Raw genomic sequence first — 17,016 nt, 5'->3', positions numbered from 1 at the left:
CTGGCGGTGCTGTGGTTGGCGCGGAACGACCGCGAAGGGGATTACCAGAGCGGGCGATCCGGCTCCGCCGCGCGGGCGAGCTTCTCCATCAGGCTGGCCAGTTGCGCCTGCTCTTCCCCGCTCAGCGTTTCGACGAGGTCGCGTTCGGCGGCAAGGGCGATCGGGACGATCTGGTCATAGACCTCCTTGCCCTTGGCCGTGAGCGTCAGGATCGCCCGGCGCGCATCCTCTTTCGAGGCCCTGCGCGCAATATGGCCGCTGTCCAGCAGGCCGGAGACTGCGCGGCTGACGGCCACCTTGTCCATGGCTGTAACCTGGCCGATCTCGGTAGCCGTGATGCCGGAATTTTCGCCCAGTACGGCCATCACCCGCCATTGCCAGATCGAAAGGCCGAACGCCCGGTCGTAGAGGTCCGCGATGTTCCGCGACACGGTGTTGGAGAGCACCGACAGCCGGTAGGGCAGGAACTGGCTCAGCCTCAGGGAGGGTTTCGAGGGAGTGTCAGACATCAATCCATTCCGCTTTCAGGCTTGCCAAAGCCGTGCAAATTAGTTACATATGAAACTATATTATTGCATCACCAGAGGAGTGAACCATGGCCGACCTGTTTGACAACCCCGCCGGGCTTGATGGCTTCGAGTTCATTGAATTCTCCGCCCCGGAAAAGGGCCACCTCGAGAAAGTGTTCGAAACCATCGGCTTCACGAAAGTGGCGCGTCACCGCTCGAAGGACGTCGAACTCTGGCGCCAGGGCGGCATCAACCTGATCACCAATTACGAGCCGAAATCCCCGGCCTGGTATTTCAGCCGCGAGCATGGCCCCTCGGCCTGCGGCATGGGCTTCCGCGTACGGGATGCCCGCAAGGCCTATGACCATTTGCTGAAACAGGGCGCCGAGCCCGTCGAAATGCGCACCGGCCCGATGGAGCTGCACATCCCCGGCATCCGCGGCATCGGCAATTCGATCATTTACCTCATCGACCGCTATGACACCGGCAAGAATGAACTCTCGATCTACGACATCGACTTCGAATACCTGCCCGGCGTGGACAGTCAGCCCAAGGGTGCAGGTTTCAAGCTCGTCGATCACCTGACGCACAATGTCTATGGCGGCCGCATGAAATATTGGGCGGACTTCTACGAGAAGCTCTTCAACTTCCGCGAAATCCGCTATTTCGACATCAAGGGCGAGTATACCGGCCTCACCTCCAAGGCGCTCACGGCGCCGGACGGCAAGATCCGCATCCCGCTCAACGAAGAGGGCGAAGGCGGCAAGGGCCAGATCGAGGAATTCCTGCGCGAGTTCAACGGCGAAGGCATCCAGCACATCGCCCTCATCTGCGACGACCTCGTCGCCTGCTGGGACCGCCTGAAGGCGCTTGGCGTGCCCTTCATGACCGCGCCGCCAGCCGCCTATTACGAAATGCTCGATGGCCGTCTTCCCGGCCATAGCCAGCCTGTCGACGAGCTGCAGATGCGCGGCATCCTGCTCGACGGCACAACCGAAGGCGGCGAGCCACGCCTCCTGCTGCAGATCTTCGCGCAAGCCCAGGTCGGCCCTGTCTTCTTCGAATTCATCCAGCGCAAGGGCGACTACAAGGACGGTTTCGGCGAAGGCAACTTCAAGGCATTGTTCGAAAGCATGGAGCGCGACCAGGTCGAGCGCGGTGTGTTGAAGGTCGAGGAGAAGGCCTGATGGATGCCCCCAAGCTCGGCGGCGTCCATCACGTCGCCTATCGCTGCAAGGATGCGAAGGAAACGGTCGAGTTCTATCACGATGTGCTCGGCATGGATTTCCAGCTCGCCATCGCGGAGGATCATGTGCCCTCGACCGGGGCCTATGATCCCTACATGCACATCTTCCTCGATGCCGGGAACGGCAATGTGCTCGCCTTCTTCGAGCTGCCCGAGCAGCCGGACATGGACCGCGATCACAACACGCCGCAATGGGTCCAGCATATCGCCTTCAAGGTCGCCACGATGGACGACCTGCTGAATGCCAAGACGCGCGCCGAAGCGCACGGCCTCGATGTGATCGGCCCGACCAATCACGGCATCTTCCGCTCGATCTACTTCTTCGACCCCAACGGTCATCGGCTTGAGCTCGCCTGCAATACCGGCACGCCGGAACAGATGGCCGAGCTGAAGCGCGTTGCGCCGGAGATGCTGGAAGAGTGGAGCCGCACGAAGAAGGCCCCAAAACATGCTGCCTGGCTGCACGAAAAGATCGAGACGGAAAGCCACTGATTTCCCGTAGCCGCTTATCCTGAGCGAAGGCGAAGGACGCGCGGCGGGCGATATGCCATACATTTACTTTCAGGGAGCCCCACTCTCGTCCCTTACGCTTTGCTCGGGATGAGGGTGTAAAAAGAACAGGACCGCACATGAAACTTGCCACCCTCAAGAACGGCGCCCGCGATGGCCGCCTTGTCGTTGTCTCCAAGGACCTCACCAAATGCACAGACGCCGCGCGCATTGTGCCGACGCTTCAGGCCGCGCTCGACAACTGGGCCGTCTATGCGCCCCAGCTGCAGCAGCTGGCCGAGCAGGTGGAAATTGGTTCGGTGCCGACCTTCCGTTTCCACGAGCATGACTGCGAAAGCCCGCTGCCGCGCGCCTATCAATGGGCCGATGGCTCGGCCTATATCAACCATGTCGAACTGGTCCGCGCGGCACGTGGCGCCGAAGTGCCCGAAAGCTTCTATGATGATCCGCTGATGTACCAGGGCGGCTCCGATGCTTTCCTTGGCCCCCGTGATGACATCCCCCTCGGCGACCAGAGCTGGGGCTGCGACATGGAAGGCGAAATCGCCGTTATCACCGATGATGTGCCTGCCGGTGTCTCCGAGAAAGACGCCGCTGGCCACATCAAGCTCGTCCTCCTCTGCAATGACGTTTCGCTGCGCGGCCTTATCCCCGGCGAACTCGCCAAGGGCTTCGGCTTCTTCCAGTCCAAGCCACCAAGCGCTTTCAGCCCCGTCGCCGTCACGCCGGAAGAACTCGGCACTGCCTGGAAAGGCAGCCTGGTACATCTGCCGCTGCGTGTGGACTATAATGGCGAAGCCTTTGGCCGTGCCGAAGCCGGGCAGGACGCCACGTTCAGCCTCGCGCGCCTTGTCTCTCATGCCGCAAAGACCCGGCCGCTGAGCGCTGGCACGGTCATCGGCTCCGGGACAGTCTCCAACAAGGGCGAGGATGGCGGCCCCGGCAAGCCGGTCGGCGAGGGCGGTCGCGGCTATTCCTGCATCGCGGAAATCCGCATGATTCAACAATTGTTGAAAAATGCACCCGAGACCCCCTTCATGTCTCCCGGCGATGTGGTACGCATTGAAATGCTGGATGGCGAAGGCCATTCGATTTTCGGCGCAATTGAGCAGAAGGTGGCATCAGCCTGATGGCGAGCAAGGTTTACAAGACGGCAGCAGAGGCTCTCGAAGGCCTCACATTCGACGGCATGACCGTTATGGCCGGGGGCTTCGGCCTCTGCGGCATTCCTGAAAACCTGATCGCGGCGCTTCGCGACAGCGGCGTGAAGGATATCACGGCGATCTCGAACAATGCGGGCGTTGATGGTTTTGGCCTCGGCCTGCTGCTTGCGACGCGTCAGATCAAGAAGATGATCTCGTCCTATGTCGGTGAGAACAAGGAGTTCGAGCGCCAGTATCTCTCCGGCGAACTGGAACTCGAATTCAACCCGCAAGGCACGCTGGCCGAACGCTGCCGCGCCGGCGGCGCAGGCATTCCCGGCTTCTACACAAAGACCGGCGTCGGCACGATCATCGCCGACGGCAAGGAACACCGCGAATTCAATGGCGAGACCTATATCCTCGAAACAGGCCTCGTGTCCGACCTCTCTATCGTCAAGGCCGAGAAGGCCGACACGCAGGGCAACCTGATCTTCAACAAGACCGCCCGCAACTTCAATCCGCCGATGGCCATGGCCGGTAAGGTAACCGTGGCCGAGGTCGAGGAAATTGTGCCCACGGGCGATCTCGACCCGGACGAAATCCACCTGCCGGGCGTCTTCGTCCAGCGCATCGTCAAGTGCACTTTCGAAAAGCGCATCGAGCAGCGAACCACACGCAAGCGGGAGGCCCACTAATGCCCTGGACACGTGACGACATGGCGGCCCGCGCCGCGCAGGAACTGGAAGACGGGTTCTATGTGAACCTTGGCATCGGCATTCCCACGATGGTGGCAAACCACATCCCTGAAGGCGTTGACGTAACGCTCCAGTCGGAGAACGGCATGCTCGGCATGGGCCCGTTCCCCTATGAAGGCGAAGAAGACCCGGACCTCATCAATGCCGGCAAGCAGACGATCACCACCTTGCCACGCTCCAGCTTCTTCGACAGCGCCACGAGCTTCGCGATGATCCGCGGCGGCCATATCAACCTCGCCATCCTCGGTGCCATGGAAGTGGCCGAGAATGGCGATCTCGCCAACTGGATGATCCCCGGCAAGCTGGTCAAGGGCATGGGCGGCGCAATGGACCTCGTCGCCGGCGTCAAGCGCATCGTCGTCGTGATGGATCACGCCAACAAGAAAGGCGAGACCAAGGTGTTGAAGGAATGCACCCTGCCGCTCACCGGCAAGGCCGTTGTCGACCGGATCATCACCGATCTCTGCGTCATGGACGTGGTGCCCGGCGGCCTGAAAGTGATCGAGCTCGCGCCGGGCGTGACCATGGACGAAGTGAAGTCCAAGACCGAAGCGACGCTCGTCGACTAGCTGGCCGGAACGCCTTCAACGAAGATCACGCGGTAATCAGCGGCCTGGAACCTGTGTTCCCGGGCCGCTGTATATTCCGGGCTGTCATACCAGGCCTTGGCTGCTGCCATGTCCGGGAAGCTGAGGATCACCACGCCATCGGCGTCTGCGCCTTCGCGCACTTCATGGGCGCCATAGAAGGCGAGCGGTGTGATCTTGTGATCCCCGCGCGCGGCCCCGGCGGCCGCGGCATAGCGGGCCATCGCTTCTTCATCGCGCAGGCGGTCTCGGATCAGGATCACGTAAGCAGACATCGGCATTTCCTCTCACTCTTGTTTCCGAGAATAGATGATCATCACAGCGCAAATCGCAATGATCATTTTCTCAACCCAGCGTCGGCAGGTCCGATGGCGCGAGGCGCGGCACGATCCGGTAACGCGACAGCACGAAGCAATAGAGCGCAAAGCCCATCAGGCCCACGCCGGTTGCGCCGAGCAATGTCCGCCCGAAGGGTTGTGTCTCCAGCTTCTCCAATGCTTCGCCAAAGCCCACGGCATGCTCGGCATGGGCGGTGAGGCCCGCATAGAGGATCAGCCCGCCGACGATCAGCAGGACGAAGCCATGGGCCGCGAGGCCATAGCGCAGGAAGGGTGCCAGCCGTTCCGTCACCGGGGTGCAGCGAATGTCCTTGCGATAGGACGCCTGCCAAGCCTTGATGAAGAGATATATCCCGACGCCGAGCGTTGTTGCCCCCGCCGCGATGACCAAGGCGCGTCCCGCCGGATGTTGCATCAGCATGGCGCTCCAGTTGGCGGCCGAGTTGCCGTCATCGCTGGCATGGCCTTTCCAGAGAATGGTTAGCGCAGATACGCCGAGCACGGCGTGAGTGAGGCCCGACATGATCTGCCCGGCCCGGTTGGCATAGCCTTCGGCATCGTCGCCTTCATTCTCAAGATCCATCAAGCCGTCGACGAGGCGCCACAGCGTGTAGGCGAAGAGGCCTGCAGCAACGAATGCCAGAAGGAAGGCGCCAAGCGGGCGTTTGAAAATATAGGCCAGTGCACCTGTCGTGCCTTCGGCTTCACCGCCGTTGATGGCCGCAAACAGGGCCAGCGCGCCAACCACAAGGTAGACCAGGCCGCGCGCGGCATAGCCCGCCCGCATCAGCCAGCCCAGTGCGGTGTTGAGGTTTTTGACCATATGTTTCCCATCAGTGCGCGACAGCGCTAATGGGATTACTGCTTCAAGGCCTGCTTGTTCCGCCCGCGCACCTCTGATGTTGCGAGAAGAGGCATACCTGCTTATTGGTTGCGTTTGAAACTATCTCGCCTGAACTGGACACATCATGAACCCCGCCTTCGAATCCCTCACGGCTCTTGCGCCCGACGCCTTGCTCGGTCTGATGACCGCCTATCGCGAAGACAAGCGTGCCGAGAAGTTCGATCTCGGTGTGGGAGTCTACAAGGATGACGCTGGCCAGACGCCTGTCATGTCGGCCGCCGCCAAGGCGGAGGCGATCATCCTGCAACAGCAGACAACCAAGGTTTACGAAGGCCCGCGCGGCAACGCGGATTTCTGTGCCGCGATTGAGCGCTTCGTGTTCGGCGATAGCTCGCACCTGATCGAGAAGGGGCGTCTCGTTTCGCTGGCGACGCCCGGCGGCTGCGGCGCGCTCTATCTGGGCGTCGGCCTTATGCGGCGTCTCGGCGTGAAGACCGTCTGGGTCAGCCGCCCGACATGGCCGAACCATCCTGCTCTGATCAAGAATACCGGCTTGGCCGTCGCCGAGTATGACTATGCCGATCCGGAAACTGGCAAGGTCGACTTCGAAGGCCTGATGGCCAGCCTGTCGCAAACAAAACGCGGCGATGGCATCATCATCCAGGGCCCGTGCCACAACCCGACCGGCATAGACCTGAGCGTCAAGCAATGGATCGATCTGGCCATGCTGACCGTCGAGCGCGGTGTGATCCCTATGCTCGATATCGCCTATCACGGCTTTGCCAGCGGCCTTGATGCCGACATGGAAGGCGCGCGCCTTTTCCTCCAGATCGCCGAAGACTCGACGGTCTCCTATTCCTGCTCGAAGAATTTCGGTCTCTATCGTGAGCGCGCCGGCTGTTTCCTCGGCCAGGCCTATACCGCCCGGGCTGCGCAGGCCGTGATGACCCATGTGGCCGACATTTCCCGCACCAGCTATTCCATGCCACCCGCCCACGGCCCGGCTATCGTGGCGACGATCCTCGGCAATCCCGAACTGCGCGCCGAATGGGAGGCCGAATTGACCGAGATGCGCGAACGCATGATCGGCCTTCGCAAATCGCTTTCAGATGAACTGGTTGCCCGTACAGGCTCCAACCGCCTTGCCGCGCTTGCCAGCCAGAACGGCATGTTCAGCCAGGTTCCGGTCACGCCGGAAGCAACGGTCGAAATGCGTGAGCGTCATGGCCTTTATCTGCCATCCTCGGGCCGCATGAACATTGCCGGCCTGCGGCAGGCCGATATCCCGCGCATAGCGGAAATCCTGGCCGAATATCTCTAGAGGCTGAGGCCGCGCGGGGCGATCCGCTCAAGGTCTTCCAGCATGGCAGGAGGCGTTGCGATGGCCTTGCGCGCGTCAAGGTCCAGCGTAATCGCCACGACCTGGCTGGTGGCCCATGGCAGGCCTGTTACGGGGTCCATGACCCAGTGTACCAGAGAATGCGTCTTCTCGGCTGTTGAGCCGAGCGAGGTGTGGATCTCGTAAAGGTCGCCCGCCTTGGGCCAGCGGTGGTAGCGCAGCCTGTTTTCAAGCACCGCCGCACCCATGCGCACGCCGCCAGCGGCCTCGGCCACGCGCTTGCGCCAATCGTACAGCAGGTTTGGCACGCTGTCGGAAATCCGCCCGATGATCCAGGAAGGCGACATGCATCCGTGCACATCCAGATGATGCTGCGGCACGGCGCCCTTGCCGATCATGGGAATGCCAAGGTCTCGGGCCGTCGCAATGTTGATGTCGGTCGTCGACAGGGCAGGGGCATCGGGATCGAAGGAGCGGGGCGCCGCTTCGGCGGGCGGCGTATCGATGTGCGCCTCAAGCGCCGCACGGGCGCGCGTGCTCCACGCGAAGCGTTCGCGGGCTTTGGTATCGACATGTGCAACGCGCGTCAGGAAGGCGGCCGAGAGGGCGCCATCGCTGTGGCGAAGTTCCTGATAGATGACGGCATCACTCTCGCCGACGCTGACGACACAGCCTTGCATGCTGATCGGGCGGCCCGGCAGCACTTCGCGGATGAAGCGGACATGCTGATCGACCGGCACGAGCGTGGAGGGCGCGCTTTGCTGGAAGGCCTGCGGCATGTCCAGCGCATGGGCGAAAGAGGCCAGCCCCTCAACCTGCTTCTCGACATATAGGCGCACATTCATGTGGCCCATCTCGTCGCAATCCCATTGATTGCAACTGCCCCGCCAAAGTGTGATCACGCGTTACAATCCCGGCAGGTGCCGCGCACTTCAACAACGGCGCGCGTCATTTTGAAGCCTGCAGCGGCCGTTTCGTCTTTCAGCGCGTCGCTTGTCGCAACCGCGTGCAGCTCCTCGGCGCCACCGCACGTATCGCAGATCAGGAATACGGCCGAATGGCTGTGGCTCGTATGCCCGCAAGGGACATAGGCGTTGAGGCTTTCGATCTTGTGGGCGAGACCGGCCTCCTGAAGAAAGTCGAGCGCGCGATAGACTGTGGGTGGCTTGGCCGATCCTTCGCCGTCGAGGTTCGCCAGCAGGTCATAGGCCTTGGCGGGCTCGGCGCTTTCCAGCAACAGGCGCAGGACTTTGCGACGGATACGCGTCATCCGCGCGCCGCGGCGCATCACCAGCGCTTCGGCGTCATTCAGGAACGTCTCCACATCCTGCGGGCTGCAGGGCGTGTTGGCGTGAATGTGATCGTGTGTGTGTGCAGTGGCCATGCCCGCAATGTCGTGTGTTTTGGTGCCAATGTGAAGAGGCAAGCGGTTAACGCCTGTTTCCGGTCTGGACGGCCTTCGCAAATCACCCGAGATTCGTTTCTGAGGCGAATCAAGAGGATATGTAGATGGAATTGTCGGAACGCGGCGGACTGGAGCTTTGGCGGCGGGCGGTAACAGCCTCAGTGCGTTCGGATGCGCCGGATTTGACGGCGCGCCAGCAGGCCATTCTCATGACCATCGCGCTTGTTCCCGGCCCGCACACGGTTCGTGGGCTGGCCGACCATCTCGACATTGCCAAACCAGCCGTCACGCGTGCCCTCGACACGCTTTCCCGGCTCGATTTCATCCGCCGCATCAAGGATGACAATGACCTGCGTAACATCTTCATTGAGCGCACGCCTGCCGGAATGACCTATCTTCGGTCCTTTGCCGGTCTTGTTATGGCCGCAGCTTCAGGCGAAACTGACGAAACCATGACGCCACGGCGCGGCGGGAAGTCGACCGCAGCTGCCTAGGCGCCGCTTGCCGAGGCCCGAATATGCCCGAACTTACAGACAGCCGCCTTGCCCGTCCGGAAGGGCAGGCCCAGGCTTCTCAGGTGATCACTGGAACAGCAGACCTGCTGGAAGGGCCAGATGCCACAGCGCGCCTGGCCACGCAGGCCCTGTTCGGCGAGATTGTCGATGTCTTCGCGCGCCAAGGCGATTACGCAAAGGTGCGCTCCCGGCGCGACCACTATGTCGGCTGGATCCTGGCATCAGACCTTTCAGAAGAGATCGCCACACCCACCCATAAAGTCTCAGCCTTGCGAACCTTCGCCTATGCAGCGCCGGACCTGAAAGCGCCCGTTCAGTGCGTGCTCAGCCGGGGCGCCACGTTGGCGCCGGGGGCAACGGAGGGCCAATACGTCCAGTGTCGCGCCGGATGGATCCACACGCGCCATGTCGCGCCCTTGGAAACGCTGGAGGCGGACCCGGTCTCCGTCGCCGAAACCTATCTCCACACGCCCTACCGGTGGGGTGGACGCGACAGTATGGGCCTCGATTGCACCGGCCTGACGCAGCAGGCCTTTGAGGCGGCTGGCGTGCTCCTGCCGCGCGACAGCGACATGCAATATGCCTGGGCAGGAGACGATATCGTCGACTGGAAGGTCTCAGGCGCCCTCAAGCGGGGCGATCTCATCTTCTGGAAGGGTCATGCCGGTATCATGACAGACCCGCACCATCTGCTGCATGCGAATGCCTGGCATATGGCCGTCGCACGCGAGCCGCTCGAGCAGGCGATCACCCGTATCAAAACGTATTACGCCGAGCCCATAGGGGCCCGGCGCATTGATATGGGTACTTTGGCGGGGCAGGTGCCCCACTGGAAAAAAGAACCCGTCGCCTAGTTAGGCGCTGCTTCCATCGCAGGCTCTTCTTCGGCAGCAGGAGCTTCAGCCGGCGTGGCTTCCGTCTCTGTGGGTTCTGGCGCAGCTTCAGCTGGCGCGTCGCCTTCAACAGCTTCCGTCGATGCGCCTTCGGCTGGGGCAGCTTCACCCTCAGCGGCAGGAGCAGCTTCACCTTCAGCTGGCGTGGCCTCGTCGCCTGAGGCGGCCATTGGGGCCGGGAAGGCCGGTGCATTTGGCGTATTGGAGGCGAGATAGGCGATCACGTTGGCGCGGTCGCCATCGCGACGCAGGCCAGCAAATGACATGGCCGTGCCGCGGACATAGCTGCCGGGATTGTTCAGCCACTCATTGAGGTGCTCATAGGTCCATGTCCCGTCCAGCGAACCGAAAGCTGCGGAATAGGCGAAGCCCGGATGGAAACCCTGTTTCGCACCGACCACGCCGTGCAGGTTCGGGCCAGTGCCGTTTGCGCCGCCATCGTCGATCGTGTGGCAGGTCGAGCATTGCGCCTTGAAAGTGCGTTCGCCCTTGGAAACGTCAGCGGCTGCAAGCGCGGCACCGAGATCGAACACTTCTTCTGCGGCTTCGCCGCCGCCGCCGCTATCGGCAACAGCAACGCAGTAGGCGTACTTGGCGCACATCTGCTCGCTCAGGGAGGTCGCTTCAGCTTGCTCTTCACCATGATGGCCTTCGCCGTCATGGCTGAACACGATGGCTGAGAGCTGGTGCAGGGCCATCAGGCCGAGCGCGGTGGCGAGCAACGCGCCGAGGATCTTGTTGAGACCGAGTTCTCCCATTGGGGCATTCCTTCGAATCTATCTGTCATGTGTCTTGGCGCGCGCCTTTTGGCACGCTAACGGAGTGCAGACAACATAAAGGCTGTGAGGAAGGGGCGCTTCTCCTTTCGTCGCGGCGATCCGACGCATGCATAGAAGGTTAAAAAGGACGCTGAATGGCTAATCACATCGCGTATCAGGGCGAACCGGGCGCAAATTCCCATATCGCGTGCAACGAGGCCTACCCGCGCCTCACGCCGCTCCCCTGCCGTACGTTCGAGGACTGCTTCACGGCTGTGGAAAAGGGTGAAGCCGAATTGGCCATGATTCCGGTTGAAAACACGATCGCCGGCCGTGTCGGCGACATTCACTATCTTTTGCCCACGACGAACCTCCAGATCGTTGCCGAGCATTATTTGCCCATCCGTTTCCAGCTAATGGCCCTGCCGGGCGTGAAACTGGACGAAATCAGGAAGGCGCGGTCCCATATCATGGGCCTTGGCCAGTGCCGTAACTTCCTGAAAGCCCATAATATCGAGCCCGTAACGGCTGCAGACACTGCCGGTGCGGCCCGTGAAGTCGCTGAGGCCGGCAACCGCGCTGTCGCGGCGATCGCGCCCCGCCTCGCCGCCAAGGTCTATGGCCTGGATATTCTGGCCGAGGACATCGAGGACGCGGCCCACAATACGACCCGCTTCATCATCATGTCCCGCACCGCCAAGGATATCGAAGCAGGGCAAGGGCCTGCGAAGACGGCCTTCCTGTTCGAAGTGCGTAACATCCCCGCCGCGCTCTACAAGGTGATGGGCGGTTTCGCCACCAATGGCATCAACATGACCAAGCTGGAGAGCTACCAGATCGGCGGTTCCTTCACGGCAACGCAGTTCTATGCCGAAATCGAAGGCCATCCGGACGAACGCCCCGTACAGATTGCCCTCGAAGAGCTTGGCTTCTTCTCCCAATCCCTGAAAATCCTCGGCGTCTTCCCCGCCAAGCCGATGGCCGGTCTCTAGCAGACCGGCGTTTCGAATTTCAGCGCGTCGGCGACATGCTCGGCGAACAGTTTCGCCTTGCCGCGCAGTTTGCCGGACGTCCACACGCAATGGATAGGGCTCGGTGTCGCTGTCCACTCGGGCAGGACGCGCACGAGGGTGCCATCATTGACGCATCCATGTACGAGCCAGCTTGCGGCCAGGAACAGGCCCAGGCCGTTCTGGGCCGCCTGTAGCAGCAGGTCGCCGGACGAGGCCTTGAACCGGCCATCGACCTTGACCGTCTCCGTTTCGCCATTGCGCGACAGCGTCCACTCGGTTGTCGACGTCTGGCGGAACGTGACGGCGTCATGCTGGGTCAGATCGCGTGGATGCTGGGGTACGCCCCGCGCTTCAAGATATTCCGGGGCCGCAAACAGGGCGCGCGGTGCCTCGCCCACTTTTTTCGCCATCAGGCTCGAATCCACCAGAGTCCCGATCCGGAAGGCGAGATCCACGCCCTCGCCAACGAGATCGGTATAAGTGTCGTCGGTCAGAACATCGACGCGGATATGCGGATAGAGCTTCATGAAGCTCGCAATCCGGGGCCCGATCACCAGCCTTGCCATGGACGAGACACAGGAAATCCGCAGCAGGCCAACCGGTTCATGGTCCAGCCCGCGCGCTTCGGCCTCCGCATCGTCGAAGTCGGCCAGGATATCGGCGGCGCGCTTGTAGAAGCGCTCGCCCGCCTCCGTCAGGCTCAGCGAACGGGTTGTGCGCATGAACAGCGCGGCATCCAGCGTCCCCTCAAGGTCCTGTATCCGTCGTGAAACGGTCGGTTGACCAAGGCCGAGATCACTCGCTGCTTTCGAAAAACTGCCTGCATCCGCAACGCGAATGAACAGGCGCATGGCATCAATACGGTCCAACCCCGGGCCTCCTATGCATATTCAGAATGAAGCATATGGGGTCTCTCGGCGTTCTGCGAAGAGCCAAAGCGCCTAAATCCTCTATCAACAGGGCCGGTAATTCCCCGTCCCGCAATTGATCCAGGAAAGCCATCCGATGAGTGACCTGAAGATACATGACGAGGCAACAGCCCCTGCTGATGCGCGCGATGCGCTTACGCGCGTGAAGAAAACCCATGGCATGATCCCGAACATGCTGGGCGTACTGGCAGAGAATCCCGCGGCGCTGGAAGGCTATCTCGCCCTGTCGCATAGCTTCGAGCACTCGGGATTTAATCCCCTCGCGCGTCAGGTTGTGCTGCTGACGGTCAGCATCGAGAATGCCTGCCACTTCTGCGTAGCGGCCCATTCGGCTGCGGCGGCGAAGGCGGGGCTCGATCCGGCTGTCATTACGGCGGTGCGAAACAACAAGCCGATTGCCGATGTCCGTCTGGAAGCCCTGCGCGTGTTCACGCGGCGCATGGTGCGTCAGCGGGGCTTCGTGTCGGATACGGAAGTCTCGGTCTTCCTGAATGCCGGATGGGACAAGGCCGATATTCTGGGCGTGATCCTGGGCGTGTCCCTCAAGACCCTCTCCAATTACACCAACCATGTCGCCGAAACACCGCTCAACAAGGCCTACAAACCCTTTGCCTGGGCGCCCTGCACAAGGGCCTGTCTTGCGGGTTAGGCGTGCGCTTTGCCGCTTCACAACCGGTAATGGGCCGCTCACGGAATTGTGGGCCCGCGTTACGCCGGTTTGCTTTGTCAGGCGGCGGTCTTCCATGAGATATTGCGTTCATAAACAGGGAGAGGGACGCTCACATGCTCGCCAGGATCAAGACGTACGCACCGATCATCTTCAGCCTTATCGCTGCAGCGGTGTTCCTCGATAGCCTGCGGTACAAGTTTACCAATGCGGTCGAAACGCAGGTCATCTTCGGCCGGCTGGATGCCTGGGCTGCCAGTTTCGGGGCAGGGGGCCTGTTCGCGCAAACGGGCCTCTTCAGCCAATATGTGATCGGCTCGGCCGAGCTTGTGGCTTCGGTCCTTTTCCTGCTCGGTCTTTTCCCGGCCCTGCGCCGCCTCCAGACACTGGCCGCCCTGATTGCCGTGGCGGTGATGAGCGGCGCTGTCAGTTTCCACCTTTTCACGCCGCTCGGCATTGATCCGAATAATGATGGCGGCGGTCTCTTCGCCATGGCTGTCACGGTCTGGCTGGGGTCGCTGGCCCTGCTCATCTTCAGGCGCGAGACGCTTTTCAGCATTCTTGGCGGCATCCGCGAGGCCATTCTTCCCGGGGTGGATCGCGCCCCGTCGTCAACCGTCACAGGAACGCAGGCGAAAGCTGTCTGAGTTCCTGTCTGGTCGCCGGGGATTTGTTGGCGAGGCATTGCCCCTTCCTGCCTCGTTCGCTCTCCGCCCCGGCGACCCTTTTTTCAATCCATACCATGGGTGCCATCATGAAAATCCGTTCCACGCTCTTCGTCGCCGCGCTGCTCCTCGCGCCAGCCATGGCCTATGCTCCCGCGGCTGCTGCCGAACCCGCGATCTATACCGGTCGCTTCTCGACCACGGCGCTGCAGGGATACGACCCTGTCGCCTATTTCGAGACCGGTGCGCCCGCCAAGGGATCGAAGGACATCTCGACCGAATACAAGGGCGCGACATTCCTGTTCACCAGCGCCGAGCATCGCGACGCCTTCATCGCAGACCCTGAGGCTTACGCCCCGCAATATGGCGGCTACTGCGCATGGGCGATGGCGGATGGGAAGTACGCCAAGGGCGATGCGCGCTACTGGAAGATCGTCGATGGAAAGCTCTACCTGAATTACAATTCCGACATCCAGGGTAAATGGAATGCGGACATTCCGGGCTTCGTTTCCAAAGCCGATACTGAATGGTCCGCGCTTAACCATTAAGGCAGGTTTTGCCACATATCTGAATCGCATTTTTACCTCGGCCCGCCCTCATTTCGACGGCGGACCGCATGTTTTTCCATGTATTCTCAAGGCACGGAATCACAGGCGTTGCGCGCCGGCCACACAGTTTGGCCGTATGCAAACATGAATCCGAATTCACACACCTTGCCACAATCCGTCGCTAGATTCCGGTTTCCCGGAGACGGGAACAACATAAGGAAATACCTCCCATGAAACTTGCACTCACCACGGCCCTGACGATCGCTGCCCTCGCCGCTACTCCCGCCCTCGCGCAGGAGAAGGGTTTTTACGGCACGTTCGGTTACGGAAACTACAGTGCCGATGATGCCGACCTTGGCGCCATCCAGCTGCGTGGAGGCTACAACTTCAACGAATTCCTGGGTGCCGAAATCGAGGGCGCGATCGGCGTTGCCGACGAGTCCACCTCGATCGCTGGCGTCGACGTGGACGTTGAACTGGAAAATTCCTACGGCGCCTATGCCGTGGGCCGGATCCCGTTTTCCGAGAAGGCTGACGTGTTCGGCCGCGTCGGTTACGTGAGCACGGAAATCAAGGCATCCGCCAGCGGCTTCTCGGCTTCTGCGGATGATGATGCAGCGGCCCTCGGCATTGGCGGCGACTATTACTTCGCCCCGAACCAGGGCGTGCGTCTCGGCTATACCTATCTGGACTATGACGACTCCGTCGACGTGATCGACATTGCCTATGTCCTGAAGTTCTAGGCCGCTTCTGAAGGTCCGACCAAGCGGGCAGCCCTTGAATTGACCGCAAGGCAGGACAGCCCCCGTGCTCCGAGCGAGTGCGGGGGCTTCTTTTTGGAAACCTGCATAAATATCTGAAAACAAATAAAAAAACGGGCGAGACATGCTCGCCCGTTTTTCGAATTATCGTCCGTAGACTTATTTCTTTTTTGCGGCCGGCTTTTTTGCGGCTGGCTTTTTCGCGGCTGGTTTCGCAGCAGCTTTTTTCACGGCTGGCTTGGCAGCGGCTTTCGCAGCAGGCTTAGCGGCCGGTTTTTTCACAGCAGGCTTCGCAGCTGGTTTTTTCGCAGCTGGTTTAGCAGCAGTCTTGGTCGCAGCTTTTACGGCTGGCTTAGCGGCCGGCTTTTTTGCTGCTGGTTTTGCGGCCGGTTTTTTTGCGGCCGGTTTTTTCGTTGCAGTCGCCATTTCCAATCTCCTGTCAGTGGCGAGCCAATAATATTGTGATTCGCGGGAAATCAACTCTTGATTTTCACCTGAGGCGCGAGCAGCAACCGAATATCCGTACACGTCTATTCGTCGCGAAGGGCCCAGGTCTTCAATATATGATGCGCAATTGCCATCGGCGGCGGCGCGTAAAGTTCAGAATGTTTGCCGGAAAGAATTTCGCGTGCTTCGGCGCGTGTGATCCATCGGGCTTCATCGAGCTCTGTTTTGTCGACCGTAATTTCCGTCGTTTCCGCTTCCAGAATGAGTCCCACCATGAGCGACGAGGCGAAGGGCCAGGGTTGGCAGGCGACGTATTCGGCGCTCGCCGGATCACATTTTATGCCTGCCTCCTCGAACAGTTCTCGAGCGGCGGCCTGCTCGATCGTCTCGCCCGGTTCGCAGAAGCCCGCTAGGCACGACATGAAACCCGCCGGCCACATCGCCTGGCGTCCGATCAGGCATTTCCCGTCCTTCACGGCCAGCATGATGGCGACCGGGTCCGTGCGCGGAAAATGCTCGGCGCCACAGGCCTGGCACTGGCTCTTCCAGCCTGCGTCGACAATCCCGACCACGCCGCCACACTTGGCGCAAAACCCGTGGCTCGAATGCCAGGCGAACAGGCTGCGCGCGGTCGAGGCAAGGTTGGCTTCCATCTCTGCCATGGCGCCGACCGCCCCGCGAAAATCCATGAACTCGCCTGTTCCGGCAATCAGCGATGCAGCGACGTCAAAACGCTCCGGCAGGTTCATCGCGAACACGGGCGCGCCGGTCTTGTCCTCTCCCATGAACAAGACCGGCGATCCGGGAGACAGTTTGCGGGCTTCGGGGCCCATCCAGAACAGGCCGCGCTTTTCCACGAAGGGTTCACCGGCCCGCATCAGGAAGAAAAGGGACGCATCATCCTGCATGGCTTTTTCCAGCCAGGCTTCGTCTGTGCGCCTGTGGGCAGCGCGATCAAGGGGTTTTGCCGCCAGCGGCATGTCATTGGAGTTTGTCATGGAATGGGACACTACCGGTTTGCCAAAAGAAGGGAATTCCTTACCCGGCGTCGGCAATCCTGCCCATCCCCCATGGCCAAAAGCTCCATGTTCGGCTAGTGGGCGCGCCAGACACCCGATTCCTCCTCCCGAAAGCCTTTATATCCC

General features: G+C 61.2%; 22 protein-coding genes. 13 read left to right on the top strand and 9 right to left on the bottom strand.

Annotation, left to right across the window (positions count from 1 at the left end; translation table 11 throughout):
* Positions 1 to 41: 41 nt before the first annotated feature.
* Positions 42 to 509 (bottom strand): MarR family winged helix-turn-helix transcriptional regulator, encoded by a 468-nt coding sequence (locus HY30_RS03940; RefSeq protein ID WP_034737324.1) that lies wholly within the window; start codon positions 507 to 509, stop codon positions 42 to 44.
* A gap of 86 nt (positions 510 to 595) precedes the next feature.
* Between HY30_RS03940 and hppD the strand changes: the two genes are divergently transcribed.
* From hppD to HY30_RS03915, 5 genes are all read left to right on the top strand, one after another.
* Entirely contained in the window at positions 596 to 1,696 is a 1,101-nt protein-coding gene (gene hppD, locus HY30_RS03935; protein WP_034737322.1) for a 4-hydroxyphenylpyruvate dioxygenase, read from the top strand.
* Complete coding sequence (locus tag HY30_RS03930; RefSeq protein ID WP_034737320.1) at positions 1,696 to 2,247, top strand: VOC family protein; 552 nt, start codon at positions 1,696 to 1,698, stop codon at positions 2,245 to 2,247. Before hppD ends, HY30_RS03930 begins: the two co-directional genes overlap by 1 nt.
* Positions 2,248 to 2,384: 137 nt before the next feature.
* The gene (locus tag HY30_RS03925; RefSeq protein ID WP_034737318.1) at positions 2,385 to 3,395 is read left to right on the top strand and encodes a fumarylacetoacetate hydrolase family protein; all 1,011 of its coding nucleotides are present in this window, start codon (positions 2,385 to 2,387) and stop codon (positions 3,393 to 3,395) included.
* Complete coding sequence (locus tag HY30_RS03920) at positions 3,395 to 4,102, top strand: CoA transferase subunit A (RefSeq protein ID WP_034737316.1); 708 nt, start codon at positions 3,395 to 3,397, stop codon at positions 4,100 to 4,102. Before HY30_RS03925 ends, HY30_RS03920 begins: the two co-directional genes overlap by 1 nt.
* Complete coding sequence (locus HY30_RS03915; RefSeq protein ID WP_034737314.1) at positions 4,102 to 4,731, top strand: CoA transferase subunit B; 630 nt, start codon at positions 4,102 to 4,104, stop codon at positions 4,729 to 4,731. Before HY30_RS03920 ends, HY30_RS03915 begins: the two co-directional genes overlap by 1 nt.
* Here HY30_RS03915 and HY30_RS03910 read toward each other — a convergent pair.
* Entirely contained in the window at positions 4,728 to 5,024 is a 297-nt protein-coding gene (locus HY30_RS03910) for a DUF1330 domain-containing protein (RefSeq protein ID WP_034737312.1), read from the bottom strand. The genes HY30_RS03915 and HY30_RS03910 overlap by 4 nt on opposite strands.
* A gap of 70 nt (positions 5,025 to 5,094) precedes the next feature.
* A complete protein-coding gene (locus HY30_RS03905) occupies positions 5,095 to 5,910 on the bottom strand; it encodes a DUF1206 domain-containing protein (RefSeq protein WP_051614790.1) in 816 nt (271 codons plus the stop codon).
* A 145-nt stretch (positions 5,911 to 6,055) separates the two neighbouring features.
* Here HY30_RS03905 and HY30_RS03900 point away from each other — a divergent pair, with 145 nt between their 5' ends.
* Complete coding sequence (locus HY30_RS03900) at positions 6,056 to 7,252, top strand: amino acid aminotransferase (protein ID WP_034737310.1); 1,197 nt, start codon at positions 6,056 to 6,058, stop codon at positions 7,250 to 7,252.
* Here the strand turns inward: HY30_RS03900 and HY30_RS03895 are convergent.
* A complete protein-coding gene (locus HY30_RS03895; protein WP_034737308.1) occupies positions 7,249 to 8,172 on the bottom strand; it encodes a thioesterase family protein in 924 nt (307 codons plus the stop codon). The two genes, HY30_RS03900 and HY30_RS03895, sit on opposite strands and share 4 nt — an antisense overlap.
* A complete protein-coding gene (locus HY30_RS03890; protein WP_034737409.1) occupies positions 8,169 to 8,654 on the bottom strand; it encodes a transcriptional repressor in 486 nt (161 codons plus the stop codon). Before HY30_RS03890 ends, HY30_RS03895 begins: the two co-directional genes overlap by 4 nt.
* Before the next feature lie 125 nt (positions 8,655 to 8,779).
* On the opposite strand from HY30_RS03890, the gene HY30_RS03885 reads away from it, so the two are divergent.
* Together HY30_RS03885 and HY30_RS03880 are read left to right on the top strand one after the other, a co-directional pair.
* Complete coding sequence (locus HY30_RS03885; protein ID WP_051614788.1) at positions 8,780 to 9,169, top strand: MarR family transcriptional regulator; 390 nt, start codon at positions 8,780 to 8,782, stop codon at positions 9,167 to 9,169.
* Between the two features lie 23 nt (positions 9,170 to 9,192).
* A complete protein-coding gene (locus HY30_RS03880; RefSeq protein ID WP_034737306.1) occupies positions 9,193 to 10,044 on the top strand; it encodes a C40 family peptidase in 852 nt (283 codons plus the stop codon).
* On the opposite strand, the gene HY30_RS03875 is transcribed toward HY30_RS03880, so the two are convergent.
* Entirely contained in the window at positions 10,041 to 10,841 is an 801-nt protein-coding gene (locus HY30_RS03875; protein ID WP_034737304.1) for a c-type cytochrome, read from the bottom strand. The two genes, HY30_RS03880 and HY30_RS03875, sit on opposite strands and share 4 nt — an antisense overlap.
* Positions 10,842 to 10,996: 155 nt before the next feature.
* Between HY30_RS03875 and HY30_RS03870 the strand changes: the two genes are divergently transcribed.
* Positions 10,997 to 11,833: a prephenate dehydratase gene (locus HY30_RS03870; RefSeq protein ID WP_034737302.1), complete on the top strand. Its 837-nt coding sequence runs from the start codon at positions 10,997 to 10,999 to the stop codon at positions 11,831 to 11,833.
* On the opposite strand, the gene HY30_RS03865 is transcribed toward HY30_RS03870, so the two are convergent.
* Positions 11,830 to 12,723, bottom strand: coding sequence for a LysR family transcriptional regulator (locus HY30_RS03865; RefSeq protein ID WP_034737299.1), 894 nt, complete (start codon positions 12,721 to 12,723; stop codon positions 11,830 to 11,832). The genes HY30_RS03870 and HY30_RS03865 overlap by 4 nt on opposite strands.
* Before the next feature lie 136 nt (positions 12,724 to 12,859).
* Between HY30_RS03865 and HY30_RS03860 the strand changes: the two genes are divergently transcribed.
* From HY30_RS03860 to HY30_RS03845, 4 genes are all read left to right on the top strand, one after another.
* Positions 12,860 to 13,432, top strand: coding sequence for a carboxymuconolactone decarboxylase family protein (locus HY30_RS03860; protein ID WP_034737298.1), 573 nt, complete (start codon positions 12,860 to 12,862; stop codon positions 13,430 to 13,432).
* 134 nt (positions 13,433 to 13,566) lie between these two features.
* Entirely contained in the window at positions 13,567 to 14,097 is a 531-nt protein-coding gene (locus HY30_RS03855; protein ID WP_051614785.1) for a hypothetical protein, read from the top strand.
* 107 nt (positions 14,098 to 14,204) lie between these two features.
* Positions 14,205 to 14,663: a YHS domain-containing (seleno)protein gene (locus HY30_RS03850; protein ID WP_034737404.1), complete on the top strand. Its 459-nt coding sequence runs from the start codon at positions 14,205 to 14,207 to the stop codon at positions 14,661 to 14,663.
* A gap of 230 nt (positions 14,664 to 14,893) precedes the next feature.
* On the top strand, positions 14,894 to 15,406 hold the full coding sequence (locus HY30_RS03845; RefSeq protein WP_051614783.1) for an outer membrane beta-barrel protein: 513 nt from the start codon (positions 14,894 to 14,896) through the stop codon (positions 15,404 to 15,406).
* Positions 15,407 to 15,583: 177 nt separating this feature from the next.
* Here HY30_RS03845 and HY30_RS03840 read toward each other — a convergent pair whose 3' ends face one another.
* Together HY30_RS03840 and nudC are read right to left on the bottom strand one after the other, a co-directional pair.
* Complete coding sequence (locus HY30_RS03840) at positions 15,584 to 15,850, bottom strand: hypothetical protein (protein WP_081812043.1); 267 nt, start codon at positions 15,848 to 15,850, stop codon at positions 15,584 to 15,586.
* A gap of 104 nt (positions 15,851 to 15,954) precedes the next feature.
* Entirely contained in the window at positions 15,955 to 16,869 is a 915-nt protein-coding gene (nudC, locus tag HY30_RS03835; protein ID WP_051614781.1) for an NAD(+) diphosphatase, read from the bottom strand.
* Positions 16,870 to 17,016 lie beyond the last annotated feature (147 nt).

Source organism: Hyphomonas chukchiensis, assembly GCF_000682695.1.
Taxonomy (GTDB): domain Bacteria; phylum Pseudomonadota; class Alphaproteobacteria; order Caulobacterales; family Hyphomonadaceae; genus Hyphomonas; species Hyphomonas chukchiensis.
The sequence above is the reverse complement of the archived record's forward strand: the minus strand, read 5'-3'. Positions and strand labels throughout refer to the sequence as shown.